Below are 14,078 nucleotides of genomic sequence, written 5' to 3' on the forward strand. Positions count from 1 at the left end.
TATCGCGCATGGATTTCGCGCTCAGCGACGACCAGATCGCCATCCAAGACGCCGCACGCGCCTTTGCCGAGGGACAGCTTGCCCCGCATTCCGCCGAGTGGGACGAGAAGAAGCACTTCCCCGTCGACGTGCTGCGCCAGGCCGCCGAGCTCGGTTTCGCCGGCATCTACGTGCAGGAGGACGTCGGCGGCACTGGCCTGTCGCGCCTCGACGCCTCGATCATTTTCGAGGCCCTGTCGTATGGCGACGTATCTACTGCTGCCTTTTTGACCATTCACAACATGGCCTCGTGGATGATCGACCGCTTCGGTTCGGACGAGTTGCGCCAGCGCTACCTGCCGCGCCTGACGACGATGGAGCTGATCGCCAGCTATTGCCTGACCGAGCCGGGCGCGGGTTCGGACGCGGCCAATATGCGCACCAGCGCCAGGTCGGACGGTGATCATTATGTGCTGAACGGCGGCAAGGCCTTCATCTCGGGCGGCGGCGTTTCAGACGTCTATGTGGTGATGGCGCGCACTGGCGGGGATGGCGCCAAGGGCGTCTCGGCCTTCGTGGTCGAGAAGGGAACGCCCGGCCTCACCTTCGGAGCCAATGAGCGCAAGATGGGCTGGAACTCTCAGCCGACGGCGGCGGTGAACTTCGACGACTGCCGTGTGCCGGTCGCCAACCGCATCGGCCAGGAAGGCGAGGGCTTCCGCTTCGCCATGATGGGCCTGGACGGCGGACGGTTGAACATCGCCTCATGCTCGCTGGGCGGGGCGCAGTTCGCGATGGATACGGCCAAGGCCTATTTGGAGACCCGCAACCAGTTCGGAAAGCCGCTGAAGGACTTCCAGGCCCTGCAGTTCAAGCTCGCCGACATGGCCACCGAGCTGGAGGCAGCCCGCCTGATGGTGCGTAGCGCCGCGAATGCGCTGGACAACAAGGACCCGCAGGCCACCAAGCTGTGCGCCATGGCCAAGCGCTTCGCCACCGACGCCGGCTTCCAGGTGGCGAACGACGCGCTGCAACTGCACGGCGGCTATGGCTATCTGCAGGACTATCCTCTGGAACGCATCGTGCGCGACCTGCGGGTGCACCAGATCCTGGAAGGCGCCAACGAGATCATGCGCGTGATCATAGCGCGCGAGATGTTTCGGCAGTAGAGCCTCGCCCTAGCGCTTCGCCGACCCAGGACCCGACGTGATCTTTCTTTGCCGCCACGGCCAGACCGAGTGGAACCGCGAACGCCGCTTGCAGGGGCAGACGGAGGCCGACCTGACGCCTCTGGGCCGGTTGCAGGCCGCGGCCATGGCCGACCTGCTGCATGACCTGATTGCTCGGGAGCCATCGGCCGATTGGCGGATCGTCGCCAGCCCCCTGCGGCGGGCGCGCGACACCGCCCGGGCAATCGCTGACCGTCTCGGTCGAGAGGTCGAGTTCGATGAGCGGCTGATGGAGCTGACAGTCGGCGAGTGGGAAGGGCGTCTCTACGCCGATGTGCACCGCGAAAATCCCGAGGCCATTAAGGGTCCCGAGTGGTTCTTCACCGCTCCGGGTGGCGAGACCTATGAACAGGTCATGGCCCGGGTGTCCGACTGGCTGACCGAACAAACCGCCGAGCCCGAGCGGCGGCTGATCGTCGTCAGTCACGGCATTGCCGGCCGGCTGTTGCGCGGCGCCTATGCTGGACTGTCCCGCGAAGACACCCTGGCCCAGGACGTGCCGCAGGACGCCCTCTACCGCCTGAGCGCGGGCCAGATTGATCGCCTGGACTGCGAACCCGTCGAGGAACCGGCATGCTGAACGACACCGCCGAAATCATTGTCCGCGTTCACAAGAACGTCGGCCGGATCACGCTCAACCGGCCAAAGGCGCTGCATGCCCTGACGCTGGGCATGTGCGAGACGATGATCGAGACCCTTCTGGAATGGCAGGCCGATCCCGAGATCGATCTGGTGATGATCGATCACACCGGGGAGCGCGGCTTCTGCGCCGGCGGCGACATCCGGATGCTGGCCGAGAGCGGGGCGGGCGACGGCGTCGCGGCGCGCCAGTTCTTCCGCACCGAGTACCAGCTCAATCACCTGATGTTCCACTATGACCGCCCCATCGTGGCGATCATGGACGGGGTGGTGATGGGCGGCGGCGTCGGCATCTCGATGCCGGCCCATTACCGGATCGCCACCGAGCGCACCACCTTCGCCATGCCCGAGACCGGCATCGGCCTGTTCCCGGACGTCGGCGGCGGCTGGTACCTGCCGCGCCTGCCCGGCAAGGCGGGCCTGTGGCTGGCCCTGACCGGCGCGCGAATCAAGGGCGCGGACTGCCTGCGCCTGGGAATAGCCACCCATTTCGTGGAGTTTGGCGCCATCGAGGGATTGAAGAAGGCGATCATCGCCGATCACCGCCGTATCGACGACATATTGAAGATGTTCCGTGCCGACGCCGGCAAGGCGCCGCTGGCCAGCATCGAGCAAGACCTCAACCGCCTGTTCGTCGGCGAGAGCGTCGAGCAGATCTTTGAGTTTCTGGAGCTGGACAGCAGCGACTGGGGCAAGGCTCAGCTGGCCGTCCTGAAAACCAAGTCGCCGCAGACCTTGAAGGTGGCTTTCCGGCAGTTGGAGCTGGGCGCGGCTGCCGAGGACTTCGCCGCGCACATGGCTATGGAGTACCGGATCGGCGCCCGTGTGGTTCAAAGGCACGACTTCATAGAGGGCGTGCGCGCTGTGATCGTCGATAAGGACAGTGCGCCCAAGTGGTCGCCCGCCACGCTGGAAGGTGTGACCGAAGCGATGCTCGACGAAATTTTCGCGCCGCTTCCGAACGAAGACGAATGGACGCCGCTGACGTAACGGCCGCCGTGCGCTAACGTGCGCCAAAGAACAACACTACCGGTCGGAAGGAATGCCATGCGTAAGCCGCTTCTCAGTCTCGTCGCCGTGCTCGGTCTCGCCGCGTGCGCCACGACGCCCATGGGACCGCCGCCTCCGCCCCCGCCGTCTTCGGGCCCTGTCTCCATGGCCCTTCCGGCCAATATCGCCGCTTCGATCTCGGATCCGACGCGCCCGGCCGCCGATATGGTCCGCGACGCCGACCGCCTGCCGGGCGATGTCCTGGCGTTCGCAGGCGTGCGCACCGGCGCGAAGGTCGCCGACCTGATTCCCGGCGGCGGCTATTTCACCCGCATCTTCGCCAAGGCCGTCGGCCCTAGGGGCCACGTCTACGCCTATGTGCCCGATGAGCTGACCAAGCTGGCCAAGCGCGAGCCGGCGGTGAACGCCATCGCCCGCGATCCCGCCTATCGGAACGTCACGGTGCTGCTGGACACGCTCCCGAATTTCTCGGCTCCCGAGAAGCTGGACCTGGTGTTTACCGCCCAGAACTATCACGACATGCACGCCAAGTTCATGGGACCCGCCGACTTGGGCGCCGTGAACCGGTCCATCTTCCGTTCGCTGAAGCCGGGCGGCGTCTATCTGGTCATCGATCACTCGGCCCAGCCGGGTTCGGGCCTGCGTGACGCCGAGACCCTGCACCGCATCGACGGGGCGGTGGTGAGGTCGGAAGTCACGGCCGCCGGCTTCGTCTTTGAGGGCGAGAGCCGTGTGCTGCGCGACCCCGCCGACAAGCGCACCGCCAGCGTTTTCGACCCCTCGATTCGCGGCAAGACCGACCAGTTCGTTTATAAGTTCCGTAAGCCGGCCAGCGCTCGGTAAGGTCGCCGCCAGCCCGGTTCAACGACGCGAGGCGCGCCCGCAAGGCGCGGCTCGCGGTTCCAGGGGCAGTAGACGCGCGCCGTCTTCATCGCCAGGACCAGCCGGGTTGAAAATGCGAACTTGTCTCAACAAGTCGCCTCTAAGCCTTTGCGACAAAGGGCCTATTTCTAAAGCGTAAGTAATGGTCCCTATGTGGACAATTACGGCTCGCGCGTGCGAAACGCGAGTATCGAATAGGGACCGACACTCTGGCGGAACCTCCGTCCGGCGATCGAGCAACGAGACCATGGATTACAAAGCCGCGTTCCAGGCCGCGATTGGCCAGATCCGTGACGAAGGCCGCTACCGGGTGTTCGCCGACCTGAAGCGCCATCGCGGCGCTTTTCCGCGCGCGACCTGGACCCGCCCCGACGGCGGCGAGAGAGACGTCGTCGTCTGGTGCAGCAACGACTATCTCGGCCAAGGCCAGAACCCTGTCGTGCTGGACGCCATGCACACGGCCATCGACGACCACGGCTCGGGCTCGGGCGGCACACGCAATATTTCCGGCACGAACCATCAGCATGTTGAGCTTGAGGCCGAACTGGCCGACTTGCACGGCAAGGAAGCGGCCCTGCTGTTCACCTCGGGCTATGTGTCCAACGAGGCCAGCCTGTCGGTCGTTCAGAAGATCCTGCCGGGCCTGATCATCTTCTCCGACGAGCAGAACCACGCCTCGATGATCGCCGGCATCCGCAATGGCGGCGGCCCGCGGAAGGTGTACCGGCACAACGACCTGGCGCACCTGGAAGAACTGCTGGCGGCGGCTCCGGCCGATGCGCCCAAGCTGGTGGCGTTCGAGAGTGTCTACTCGATGGACGGCGACATCGCCGACGTCGGCGCGACGGCGGCGCTGGCCAAGAAGTACGGCGCCTTGACCTATCTGGACGAAGTGCATGCCGTGGGCATGTACGGCCCGCGCGGCGGCGGCGTCGCCGAGCGTGACGGTGTCATGGACCAGATTGACATCATCGAGGGCACTCTGGCCAAGGCCTTTGGCGTCATGGGCGGCTATATCACTGGCGACACCGAGGTGATCGACGCCATCCGGTTGATGGCCTCAGGCTTTATCTTCACCACCTCGCTGCCGCCCGCCCTGACGGCCGGCGCCCTGGCCAGCGTCAAGTGGCTGAAACAGCATCCTGAAGTGCGCGAAATGCACCAAGAGCGCGCCCAGACCCTGAAGGCCATGTTCAAGGCCGCCGGTCTGCCGGTCATGGAAAACGATAGCCATATCGTGCCGGTGATGGTGGGCGACCCCACCCACACCAAACTGATCAGCGATATGCTGCTGGCCGATCACGGCATCTATGTGCAGCCGATCAACTATCCGACCGTACCGCGGGGCACCGAGCGCCTGCGTTTCACCCCGACGCCGTTCCACACCGACGAGATGATGCGCAAGCTGGTCGGGTCGATGGAGAAGCTGTGGGCCCACTGCAACGTCGCGCGCATGGGCGGCCACGCCGCCTGAAGAGGTGGAGTGGGCTATCGCCCCCGTCGTACGCCCTTGCCCAGGCCGATCTGTTTGGCGAAGTCCGAACGCCGCGCCGCGTAGGCGGGCGCGACCATCGGATAGTCGGCGGGCAGGCCCCATTTGCGGCGGTATTCCTCTGGGCTCATATCGTAGTGCGAGCGCAGATAGCGCTTGAGCATCTTCAGGCGTTTTCCGTCCTCCAGGCAGACGATGTAGTCATGCTGGATCGAGCGCGAGACCGGAACGGCCGGCTTCGCCTTCTCGGCGATGCGGGGTTCTTCGGCGTCATTCAGGGTCGACAGGGCCCGGTGAACGGTGCGGATCAACTCGGGAACGACCGACTGGGACACGGTGTTTTGCCCGACATAGGCGGCGACGATATCGGCGCTCAGCGCCAGAAGGTCGGGCGATTGTCCGTTCTTGAAGTCTGTGTCCCCGCTTTGCGCCGTCATCGGTACTCGCCTCGTTGTTGCTACAGACTTTGGGCCCGAGCGGATTCACCGCCCGGCAGGCGACGAACGCGCAACATTCTCCGATGTTCCTAGATTGATCGCGGCGCGTAGCCCGTTAAAGAAGGCGCCAACGACTCCCCCCGCAGCGTCTGGAGACCGCCCATGACCGCACCAGCTTCCACCTTAACCGCCTTTTTCGGCGCGGACCTCGCCACTGCGGACCGCGACATCTTCGATCGGATCGGTCTGGAGCTGGGTCGTCAGCAAAACCAGATCGAGCTGATCGCCTCGGAGAACATTGTCTCCAAGGCCGTGCTGGAGGCCCAGGGCTCGATCCTGACCAACAAGTATGCCGAGGGCTATCCGGGCAAACGCTATTACGGCGGTTGCGAGTATGTCGACGAAATCGAGACCATCGCCATCGAGCGCGCCAAGCAGCTGTTCGGCGCCGGCTTCGCCAACGTCCAGCCGCACTCGGGCTCGCAGGCCAATCAGGCGGTGTTCATGGCCCTGCTGCAGCCGGGCGACAGCTTCCTGGGCATGGACCTGGCCGCCGGCGGCCATTTGACGCACGGTAGCCCCGCCAACCAGTCGGGCAAGTGGTTCAAGCCGGTGTCCTATACCGTGCGCCAGCAGGACCAACTGATCGACTATGACAACGTCGCCGAGGTGGCGCAGCGCGAGAAGCCCAAGCTGATCATCGCCGGCGGCAGCGCCTATAGCCGCGAGATCGACTTCGCCCGCTTCCGCCAGATCGCCGACAGCGTCGGGGCCTATCTGATGGTCGATATGGCCCACTTCGCGGGTCTGGTCGCCGGCGGCGCGTTCCCCAGCCCGATCCCGCACGCCCACATCGTCACCACCACCACTCACAAAACCCTGCGCGGCCCGCGCGGCGGCATGGTGCTGACCAACGACGAAGCCATCATCAAGAAGATCAATTCGGCCGTGTTCCCCGGCTTGCAGGGCGGTCCGCTGGAGCATGTGATCGCCGCCAAGGCCGTCGCCTTTGGCGAAGCGCTGCGTCCGGAATTCAAGGCCTATGCCCGCCAGATCATCTCCAACGCCAGAGCCCTGGCCGAAGCGCTGGGCAAGTCGGGCGTCAAGATCGTCTCGGGTGGCACCGACAGCCACCTGATGCTGGTTGATTTGCGGCCCAAGGGCGTGACCGGCCGCGACGCCGAGCACAGCCTCGAGCGCGCCTACATGACCTGCAACAAGAACGGCGTGCCGTTTGACACTGCGCCGTTCACCGTCACCTCGGGCATCCGCCTGGGCACGCCGGCCGGCACGACTCGGGGCTTCATGGAAGCCGAGTTCACCCGCGTCGGCGAACTGATCGGAGAGGTCGTCAACGGCCTGGCCGCCAACGGCGCCGACGGCAATGCGGCGGTCGAGGCCAAGGTGCGCGAGGAAGTCCTGGCCTTGACGGCGCGCTTTCCGATCTACAACTAATAGGCTTGAACAAGCCGGAGGGGGCTAGATCATGCGCTGCCCGTTCTGTGGACACGCCGAAAGCCAGGTCAAGGACAGCCGCCCGTCGGAAGACGGCGCGGCCATCCGGCGTCGTCGCGCCTGTCCTGAATGCGGTGGGAGGTTCACCACTTTCGAGCGCGTTCAGCTTCGTGAGCTGACGATTCTCAAGCGTTCGGGACGTCGCTCGCCCTTTGATCGCGAGAAGCTGGTGCGCTCGATCGCCCTGGCCACCCAGAAGCGGCCGGTCGACGCCGAGCGTTTGGATCGCATGGTCAACGGCATCGTTCGGCAGCTGGAAAGCATGGGCGAGACCGAACTTCCGTCCTCGACGGTGGGTGAAATGGTCATGAAGGCGCTGAAGGCGCTCGATGACGTGGCCTATGTCCGCTACGCCTCGGTCTATCGCGATTTCAAGGAAACTAGCGATTTCGCAAAGTTTTTGGGCGAAGAAGGCCTGAGCGACGTCGCGGACGAAGAGCTATAGGCGCATTCTGTATCGATTGAGGCTGAGTCTGTTGGCGACGCGCCGGCGCCGGCCCTGGAGTTCGAGTTAGATGGTTGAAGACAAGATCCGCCTGCTGATCGTGGAGGGCCGAAGCTATTCGGGCATCTCCGACGAACTGCTGCGCGGAGCCGCCCAGGCAATCGAGGCCTACGGGGCGGAGTATGACGTGATCACCGTCTCAAGCGCCCTGCAGATTCCGGGCGCGGTGGCGCTGGCGGAAGAGGCCGGCAATCGTCCTGTGGGCGTGCGCTATGACGGCTTTGTCGCTCTTGGCTGCGTGATCCGCGGCGAAACCTACCACTTCGAGATCGTGGCCAACGAGACCGCGCGGGGCCTTCAAGACCTCTGCATCGGCAAGCGCCTCGCCATTGGCTTTGGCGTGCTGACTGTCGACGTAGAAGATCAGGCCTGGACGCGCGCCAGGGTCAGCGAAGGCGATCGCGGCGGCGGGGCCGCCAAGGCCTGCCTGGAAACTGTAGCCCTGAAGCGTCAATTGCTGGGGCAGCCCCGATGAGCAAAAACAATCGTATCCAGCCCCGCTCGGTCGCGCGTCTCGCCGCTGTCCAGGCCCTCTATCAGATGGAAGTCTCGGGCGTGGGCGTCGACGCCGTGGTCCGGGAATTCTCCGAGCACCGCTTCGACCGCGACGTGGACGGCCAGCAGATGGCCGCCGCCGACGAGACCTTCTTCGCGGAACTCGCCAAGGGCGTAGTGGCCAAGCAGGGCGAGGTCGATCAGGCCATCGTCAAGCGCCTGGCCTCCGGCTGGCGGCTAGAACGTCTGGATGCGACCGCGCGCGCGGTGCTGCGGGCCGGAACGTTCGAGCTGATTCATCGCCGCGACGTTCCCACCGAGGTCGTCATCGACGAGTATGTCGAGATTGCCAAATCGTTCTTCGAAGGACCGGAGGCCGGATTCATCAATGGCGCCCTCGACGCGATCGCCCGCGATGCACGAACCTGACGCCGACGACGACTGGTTCGCCGACGAAGCGCCGTCCGAAACGGCGCCGCCGCCGGTTGCCAATGAGTTTGACCATATAGCGCGCCTGCTTCGGCCGCTTACCCGCGGCGATCCGGTCGCGCTCGACCTGCTGGACGACGCGGCGGTGCTGCCCTCGCGCATCGACCATGATCTGGTGATCACCAAGGACGCCATGGTCGCCGGCGTGCATTTCCTGGCTGGCGAAGCTCTCGACCTGGTGGCCAAGCGGTTGCTGCGCACCAACCTGTCGGACCTGGCGGCCAAGGCGGCCGAGCCCTACGGCTATTTCCTGGCGGTGGGCTGGCCTTCGGGCACCACCGTGGCGGACCGCGAGACCTTCGCGCGCGGCTTGGCCGAAGACGGCGAGCTCTACGACATCAACCTTCTGGGTGGCGACACCGTCACCACCTCCGGCGCCCTGGTGGTTTCGGCGACCTTCCTGGGCTGGGTCCCCGCTGGCGATGCTGTGCTTCGGCGGGGCGCCCGGGTGGGCGACCGCCTGATGGTCAGCGGCACTATTGGCGACGGTTGGCTTGGCCTTCTGGCCCACTGGGGCGAGGTCGAGGACCCGGACGGCAGCCTGGTGAGCAGCTATCGCCTGCCGCCGCCCCGCCTGAGCATCCGCGACGCCCTGCGGGCCTATGCCCGCGCCGCCGCCGACGTCTCCGACGGCCTGCTAGCCGACGCCGCCCATGTGGCCAAGGCCAGCGGCCTGCGGGTCCTGGTCGATCTGGACCGCCTGCCGCTGTCGCCCGGCGCTCGCAATTGGCTCGGCGCCCAGCCGGAAGCCGGCGAGGCGCGGATGTCCCTGGCTTCCGGCGGCGACGACTACGAAATCGTCTGCGCCGTCGATCCCACCGACGTGGCTGCCTTCCAGGCCGCCGCCATGGCCTCGGGCGTGCCGGTGCGCGACATCGGTGAGTTCGTGGAAGGCGAGGGCGTCTGCGCCCTGTTCAAGGGCAAGGACATCACGCCCGAGCGCCTCGGCTGGCTGCACGGTTAGAGCGGTAGCAAAACCTCAAGGCTTCTTGGGTATCAAGAGGCCATGCCTTGCTCCGCCCTCACTCGCCGCCTCCTGATCGCCGCCGCCATGCTGGCCGTGGCCGGTCCCGCCCTGGCAAGCGGGCCGCCGAAAAAGAAGGAAGGCGAAGCGGCTGCTCCAGAGCCTGCGGTCAAGCTTCAACCCATCGCCGTACCGATCATTGTCGATGGCAAGCTGCTGAACTACATCTTCGTCAACATGACCCTGAAGATGGCGGCCGCCGTTCCCGTGACCGTGATGGACGGGCAGGAGCCGTTGCTGCGGGACGCCGTCGTCAAGGCGGCCCATCGCACCCCGTTCACGGCCTCCGACACCTATGTCGAGGTTGACGCTGCCAAGCTCAAGTCGGCTGTGATGCGCGAGACCGTCATCCTGGTCGGCAAGGGCAAGGTGGCGTCGGTGGAGATCACCAAGCAGATCGCCCGCAAGCAGATCCCGCATCCTTCGGGTCCCAAGCGCGCTGCGGCCCCTGCTTCGGGCGGACATGCTGCGCCGGCTGCCGCTCGCCACTAGATTCGCGTCGAACAATCGTTTCATGTCGCCCGATGGCTTGCACGGCCACGGGTTGCGCACCCTTGTCCCATTTGGCACTGTCGCCGCCTTGGCGCGCTGTGCGCGCCAATTCAGGGAGCATCGAGGGGGCATGAGGCCATAAGGCCCGCCCGTCGATCCGGAACGCGTTTCGATCCATTGATCGGTGTCGCGACCGGACGGCGTCCCCCTCGTGATTTGAAGCGCGAAGGGGCAATTTTCGAATGAGTTCTTGGCTTATACTGGCCATAGCGGCCGGGCTGCTGGCGGTGCTGTATGGCGCCGTCCAGACGGCCAGCTTGATGCGGGCCTCGCCCGGCAATGCAAAGATGCAGGAGATCGCCGCAGCGATCCAGGAAGGCGCTCAGGCCTATCTGAAGCGCCAGTACACCACCATCGCCCTGGTCGGCGTGGTGGTCATCGCCCTTCTGGCGTTCTTCTTCAAATCCTGGGAACAGCCCGTCGGCTTCGCCCTCGGCGCCATCCTGTCGGGAGCCGCTGGCTTCGCTGGCATGCTGATCTCGGTCCGGGCCAATGTGCGCACGGCCCAGGCCTCCTCCGAGAGCCTGGCCAAGGGCCTGTCGATGGCCTTCACCTCCGGCGCCGTCACCGGCATGCTGGTGGCCGGCTTCGCCTTGATCGGTGTGGCGGGCTACTTCGCTCTGCTGACCGGTCCGGGCGGCTATGCTGGCACCGACCGGGTGGTGATCGACTCGCTGGTCTCGCTGGGCTTCGGCGCCAGCCTGATCTCGATCTTCGCCCGTCTGGGCGGCGGCATCTTCACCAAGGGCGCCGACGTGGGCGGCGATCTGGTGGGCAAGGTCGAGGCCGGCATTCCGGAGGACGACCCTCGCAACGCCGCGACCATCGCCGACAATGTCGGCGACAATGTCGGCGACTGCGCCGGCATGGCCGCCGATCTGTTCGAGACCTATGCGGTGACCACGGTCGCCACCATGGTCCTGGCGGCGATCTTCTTCCGCGGCACCGAAGCGGTCACCGCGATGATGCTGCTGCCGCTGGCCATCTGCGCGGTCTGCATCGTCACCTCGATCATCGGCGTGTTCTTCGTCCGCCTGGGCAAAAGCCAGAACATCATGGGCGCCCTCTACAAGGGCCTCATCGTCACCGGCCTGCTCTCGATCCCGGCCGTCTGGTACGTGATTCACCAACTGGTTCCGGCCGCCGTCACCGTCGGCGAGCACACCTTCGACGCCAACAGCCTGTTCTATTGCGGCCTGGCTGGCCTGGGTGTCACCGCCTTGATCGTGATGATCACCGAGTATTACACTGGCACCAACTTCCGCCCGGTGAAGTCGGTGGCTCAAGCCTCGGTCTCGGGTCACGGCACCAATGTGATCCAGGGCTTGGCCATGTCGCTGGAATCCACGGCCTTGCCGGCCCTGACGATCATCGTCGGCATCATCGTGACCTATAATCTGGCGGGCCTGTTTGGCATCGCCATCGCCACCACCACCATGCTGTCCCTGGCCGGCTTCATCGTCGCCCTGGACGCCTTCGGTCCGGTCACCGACAACGCAGGCGGCATCGCCGAAATGGCTGGTCTGCCCAAGGAAGTGCGGGTGACCACCGACGCGCTCGACGCCGTCGGCAACACCACCAAGGCTGTCACCAAGGGCTACGCCATCGGTTCGGCTGGCCTTGGCGCCCTGGTGCTGTTCGCTGCCTATACCGAGGACCTGAAGTACTTCTCGGCCAATGCGGCGCCGGGCAGCTTCTTCGAGGGCATGGGTCCGGTGACTTTCGACCTGTCCAACCCCTATGTCGTGGTCGGCCTGCTGTTTGGGGGGCTATTGCCCTTCCTGTTCGGCGGCATGTCGATGACGGCCGTGGGCCGTGCGGCGGAAGCCGTGGTGGCCGAGGTTCGTCGTCAGTTCCGCGAAAATCCCGGCATCATGACCTATGAGGTCAAGCCCGAGTACGGCAGGGCAGTCGATATCCTGACCAAGGCTGCGATCCGCGAAATGATCGTGCCCAGCCTGTTGCCGGTCGTCTCGCCCATCGTGCTGTTCTTCGCGATCCAGGCGATCGCCGGCAAGGTCAACGCGTTCGCCTCGCTGGGCGCCATGCTGATGGGTGTGATCGTCACGGGCCTGTTTGTCGCCATCTCGATGACCAGTGGCGGCGGCGCCTGGGACAACGCCAAGAAGGTGATCGAGGAAGGTTTCACCGACAAGGACGGCGTCCTGCACACCAAGGGTTCGGAGGCCCACAAGGCCGCCGTCACCGGCGACACCGTCGGCGACCCCTACAAGGACACCTCGGGTCCCGCCGTAAACCCAATGATCAAGATCACCAACATTGTGGCTTTGCTGCTGCTGGCGATCCTGGCCCACGGCGTCTGATCCTTCGACAGATACCAACACAAGATGACGCCCCGGAGAGTGATCTCCGGGGCGTTTTCTATTTCAGCCTTGGTGAAAGGCTTAGCCGTGACGGCCGTCGTGGCGACCATCGCGGTCGTGACGGTCACGATCCTGACGATCGTGCTTCTGGACATAGATGGGCTGGCTCAGACGGTCGAAGCGCAGGTCCAGGTCGCGGCGTTCCTGCATCGACAGGCCGCCGCCGCTGCGACGGTACTGGACTTCCAGGCGGTTAAGGCTGCGGAATTCGCCGCGCAGGCGCTGTGCTTCCGGGCGGGTGATCTGGCCGCTGCGAACACCTTGGTCGATGCGACGGTCCAGATTGGCTTGGCGCTGGTTGACCGACTGCCACGGAGCGGCTTGGGCGGCCAGGGGAGCGGCCGAGGCGATGGCCAGAGCGGAGAGCGAGAGCAGGAGGCGCTTCATGGCGAAAACCTTTTAACTGGCGATCGCCGGGGAGGGCGGTCTAGTGGAGCCATAAAGCCACCTTCCGCCTGAACGCTCCCCGATCTGCTCGTTATGTAGTGTTCATGCGGAACGGCGCGCCAAGAGCCTGGGTTGGCGGTCGTCCGGGCGAACCCCGCGCCAATGCCAGCACCTGTCGGACCTGAGCGCTAGTAAACGTCTTCGGGAGCGTACTGAATGTCTGCGGGAGCCTCTTGCTCGCCGCCACGCCGTTCCTGGCCTGCGAACTCGTGATCGATCCGGCGACGGCGACAGGGACCGAAATATTCTCCTACCCGAACGAAGACGCGGGGATTGTTGATTACCTCGTTGAGGCGATGCATGACCCCGCGCGCGTTCAGCGGCTTGGCCAGGAATTCGGTGACGCCGGCGATGCGCGCCTCGTCCAAGCTGCGCTTGGTGGCGTGTCCGGTGATCATCACGATCGGCACATAGGGGCAGGGGCTGGCGGGCGAGGCGCGGATCCACCTGATGAAAGCCAGGCCATCGACCGGCTGCATCATCAGGTCGGTGAAGATGATGTCGATTTCGCGGGCGTTCAGGATGCGCAGCGCCTGCAGGCCGTCCTCAGCCTCCTGAATGTCGCGAATACCGAAGGCCTTCAGGATCGCCGCCAGGATCTTGCGCATGTTGGCGTTGTCGTCGACGACGAGAACGGACAACGACTTCAGGTCCATCCCGCTCGCCCCCAATCACGACCAGTTTAAAGTCCGCAGGACTCGGTCGTACCCAGCGAAGAGGCTGCCTTATCTCTGGTTGATGAAGTGTTTCCGAGCCCGATATGAGTTTATGGAATCGTCATGACTGAGTTTTAACTATGAGCTAGATCGACTTTAGGTACACGTAAGGGTGGATTAGAGTCTGACCCATAATGTTTCTGATTGTGATCAGAGGGTTGCAAGCCTTCGGGTCATGAGCTGGACCGATGCCATGAAGAGCCATGCCGTTGAGCTGTCGAGGGTCTTCTCGAAGTCCTTGGCCAGGCGGCGGTTTCGGCCGAGCCAGGCGAAGGTGCGCTC

General features: G+C 65.0%; 15 protein-coding genes and 1 pseudogene. 12 read left to right on the forward strand and 4 right to left on the reverse strand.

All coding sequences use genetic code 11. The features are described from left to right. The first annotated feature begins 8 nt into the window (after window positions 1–8). The 5 genes from ACP69S_RS17210 to hemA all read left to right on the forward strand — a co-directional run bounded on the left by ACP69S_RS17210 (window position 9) and on the right by hemA (window position 5,214). A complete protein-coding gene (locus ACP69S_RS17210; protein ID WP_425999304.1) occupies window positions 9–1,148 on the forward strand; it encodes an isobutyryl-CoA dehydrogenase in 1,140 nt (379 codons plus the stop codon). 37 nt (window positions 1,149–1,185) lie between these two features. Then, entirely contained in the window at window positions 1,186–1,788 is a 603-nt protein-coding gene (locus ACP69S_RS17215; RefSeq protein WP_425999306.1) for a histidine phosphatase family protein, read from the forward strand. Then, the gene (locus ACP69S_RS17220) at window positions 1,782–2,837 is read left to right on the forward strand and encodes an enoyl-CoA hydratase/isomerase family protein (protein WP_425999308.1); all 1,056 of its coding nucleotides are present in this window, start codon (window positions 1,782–1,784) and stop codon (window positions 2,835–2,837) included. The genes ACP69S_RS17215 and ACP69S_RS17220 overlap by 7 nt, the downstream gene beginning before the upstream one ends. Window positions 2,838–2,894: 57 nt before the next feature. Then, on the forward strand, window positions 2,895–3,701 hold the full coding sequence (locus ACP69S_RS17225; RefSeq protein WP_425999309.1) for a class I SAM-dependent methyltransferase: 807 nt from the start codon (window positions 2,895–2,897) through the stop codon (window positions 3,699–3,701). 286 nt (window positions 3,702–3,987) lie between these two features. Further along, on the forward strand, window positions 3,988–5,214 hold the full coding sequence (gene hemA / locus ACP69S_RS17230; protein ID WP_425999311.1) for a 5-aminolevulinate synthase: 1,227 nt from the start codon (window positions 3,988–3,990) through the stop codon (window positions 5,212–5,214). 14 nt (window positions 5,215–5,228) lie between these two features. Here hemA and ACP69S_RS17235 read toward each other — a convergent pair whose 3' ends face one another. Next, a complete protein-coding gene (locus ACP69S_RS17235) occupies window positions 5,229–5,669 on the reverse strand; it encodes a MucR family transcriptional regulator (RefSeq protein ID WP_425999313.1) in 441 nt (146 codons plus the stop codon). A gap of 162 nt (window positions 5,670–5,831) precedes the next feature. On the opposite strand from ACP69S_RS17235, the gene glyA reads away from it, so the two are divergent. The 7 genes from glyA (at window position 5,832) to ACP69S_RS17270 (ending at window position 12,573) form a co-directional block, all read left to right on the forward strand. Then, a complete protein-coding gene (gene glyA, locus ACP69S_RS17240; protein ID WP_425999315.1) occupies window positions 5,832–7,124 on the forward strand; it encodes a serine hydroxymethyltransferase in 1,293 nt (430 codons plus the stop codon). Between the two features lie 31 nt (window positions 7,125–7,155). Further along, entirely contained in the window at window positions 7,156–7,629 is a 474-nt protein-coding gene (nrdR, locus tag ACP69S_RS17245; protein WP_425999317.1) for a transcriptional regulator NrdR, read from the forward strand. Window positions 7,630–7,699: 70 nt separating this feature from the next. Further along, window positions 7,700–8,164, forward strand: coding sequence for a 6,7-dimethyl-8-ribityllumazine synthase (gene ribH / locus ACP69S_RS17250; protein ID WP_425999318.1), 465 nt, complete (start codon window positions 7,700–7,702; stop codon window positions 8,162–8,164). Beyond that, entirely contained in the window at window positions 8,161–8,613 is a 453-nt protein-coding gene (nusB, locus tag ACP69S_RS17255) for a transcription antitermination factor NusB (RefSeq protein ID WP_425999320.1), read from the forward strand. The genes ribH and nusB overlap by 4 nt, the downstream gene beginning before the upstream one ends. Beyond that, window positions 8,573–9,637, forward strand: coding sequence for a thiamine-phosphate kinase (thiL, locus tag ACP69S_RS17260; protein WP_425999322.1), 1,065 nt, complete (start codon window positions 8,573–8,575; stop codon window positions 9,635–9,637). The genes nusB and thiL overlap by 41 nt, the downstream gene beginning before the upstream one ends. Before the next feature lie 42 nt (window positions 9,638–9,679). After that, on the forward strand, window positions 9,680–10,189 hold the full coding sequence (locus tag ACP69S_RS17265; protein ID WP_425999324.1) for a hypothetical protein: 510 nt from the start codon (window positions 9,680–9,682) through the stop codon (window positions 10,187–10,189). A 242-nt stretch (window positions 10,190–10,431) separates the two neighbouring features. Next, a complete protein-coding gene (locus tag ACP69S_RS17270) occupies window positions 10,432–12,573 on the forward strand; it encodes a sodium-translocating pyrophosphatase (protein WP_425999326.1) in 2,142 nt (713 codons plus the stop codon). 81 nt (window positions 12,574–12,654) lie between these two features. Here ACP69S_RS17270 and ACP69S_RS17275 read toward each other — a convergent pair whose 3' ends face one another. The 3 genes and pseudogenes from ACP69S_RS17275 to ACP69S_RS17285 form a co-directional block, all read right to left on the reverse strand. Next, window positions 12,655–13,020, reverse strand: a complete 366-nt coding sequence (locus ACP69S_RS17275) for a hypothetical protein (RefSeq protein WP_425999328.1) — start codon at window positions 13,018–13,020, stop codon at window positions 12,655–12,657. Between the two features lie 188 nt (window positions 13,021–13,208). After that, on the reverse strand, window positions 13,209–13,736 hold the full coding sequence (locus tag ACP69S_RS17280; protein WP_425999330.1) for a response regulator: 528 nt from the start codon (window positions 13,734–13,736) through the stop codon (window positions 13,209–13,211). Between the two features lie 210 nt (window positions 13,737–13,946). Then, window positions 13,947–14,078, reverse strand: a pseudogene (locus ACP69S_RS17285) (IS5/IS1182 family transposase); the annotation flags it as partial.

It is taken from the genome of Caulobacter sp. DWR1-3-2b1, from assembly GCF_049895765.1.
Taxonomy (GTDB): domain Bacteria; phylum Pseudomonadota; class Alphaproteobacteria; order Caulobacterales; family Caulobacteraceae; genus Caulobacter.

Excerpts from the sequence above, each read along its gene's own strand:
- ACP69S_RS17270 (WP_425999326.1), top strand. The coding sequence starts at position 10,432 with ATGAGTTCTTGGCTTATACTGGCCATAGCGGCCGGGCTGCTGGCGGTG.
- ACP69S_RS17280 (WP_425999330.1), bottom strand. The coding sequence starts at position 13,736 with ATGGACCTGAAGTCGTTGTCCGTTCTCGTCGTCGACGACAACGCCAAC.
- ACP69S_RS17225 (WP_425999309.1), top strand. The coding sequence starts at position 2,895 with ATGCGTAAGCCGCTTCTCAGTCTCGTCGCCGTGCTCGGTCTCGCCGCG.
- ACP69S_RS17275 (WP_425999328.1), bottom strand. The coding sequence starts at position 13,020 with ATGAAGCGCCTCCTGCTCTCGCTCTCCGCTCTGGCCATCGCCTCGGCC.
- ACP69S_RS17235 (WP_425999313.1), bottom strand. The coding sequence starts at position 5,669 with ATGACGGCGCAAAGCGGGGACACAGACTTCAAGAACGGACAATCGCCC.
- nrdR (WP_425999317.1), top strand. The coding sequence starts at position 7,156 with ATGCGCTGCCCGTTCTGTGGACACGCCGAAAGCCAGGTCAAGGACAGC.
- ribH (WP_425999318.1), top strand. The coding sequence starts at position 7,700 with ATGGTTGAAGACAAGATCCGCCTGCTGATCGTGGAGGGCCGAAGCTAT.
- glyA (WP_425999315.1), top strand. The coding sequence starts at position 5,832 with ATGACCGCACCAGCTTCCACCTTAACCGCCTTTTTCGGCGCGGACCTC.
- ACP69S_RS17265 (WP_425999324.1), top strand. The coding sequence starts at position 9,680 with ATGCCTTGCTCCGCCCTCACTCGCCGCCTCCTGATCGCCGCCGCCATG.
- ACP69S_RS17210 (WP_425999304.1), top strand. The coding sequence starts at position 9 with ATGGATTTCGCGCTCAGCGACGACCAGATCGCCATCCAAGACGCCGCA.
- ACP69S_RS17220 (WP_425999308.1), top strand. The coding sequence starts at position 1,782 with ATGCTGAACGACACCGCCGAAATCATTGTCCGCGTTCACAAGAACGTC.
- thiL (WP_425999322.1), top strand. The coding sequence starts at position 8,573 with ATGGCGCCCTCGACGCGATCGCCCGCGATGCACGAACCTGACGCCGAC.
- nusB (WP_425999320.1), top strand. The coding sequence starts at position 8,161 with ATGAGCAAAAACAATCGTATCCAGCCCCGCTCGGTCGCGCGTCTCGCC.
- hemA (WP_425999311.1), top strand. The coding sequence starts at position 3,988 with ATGGATTACAAAGCCGCGTTCCAGGCCGCGATTGGCCAGATCCGTGAC.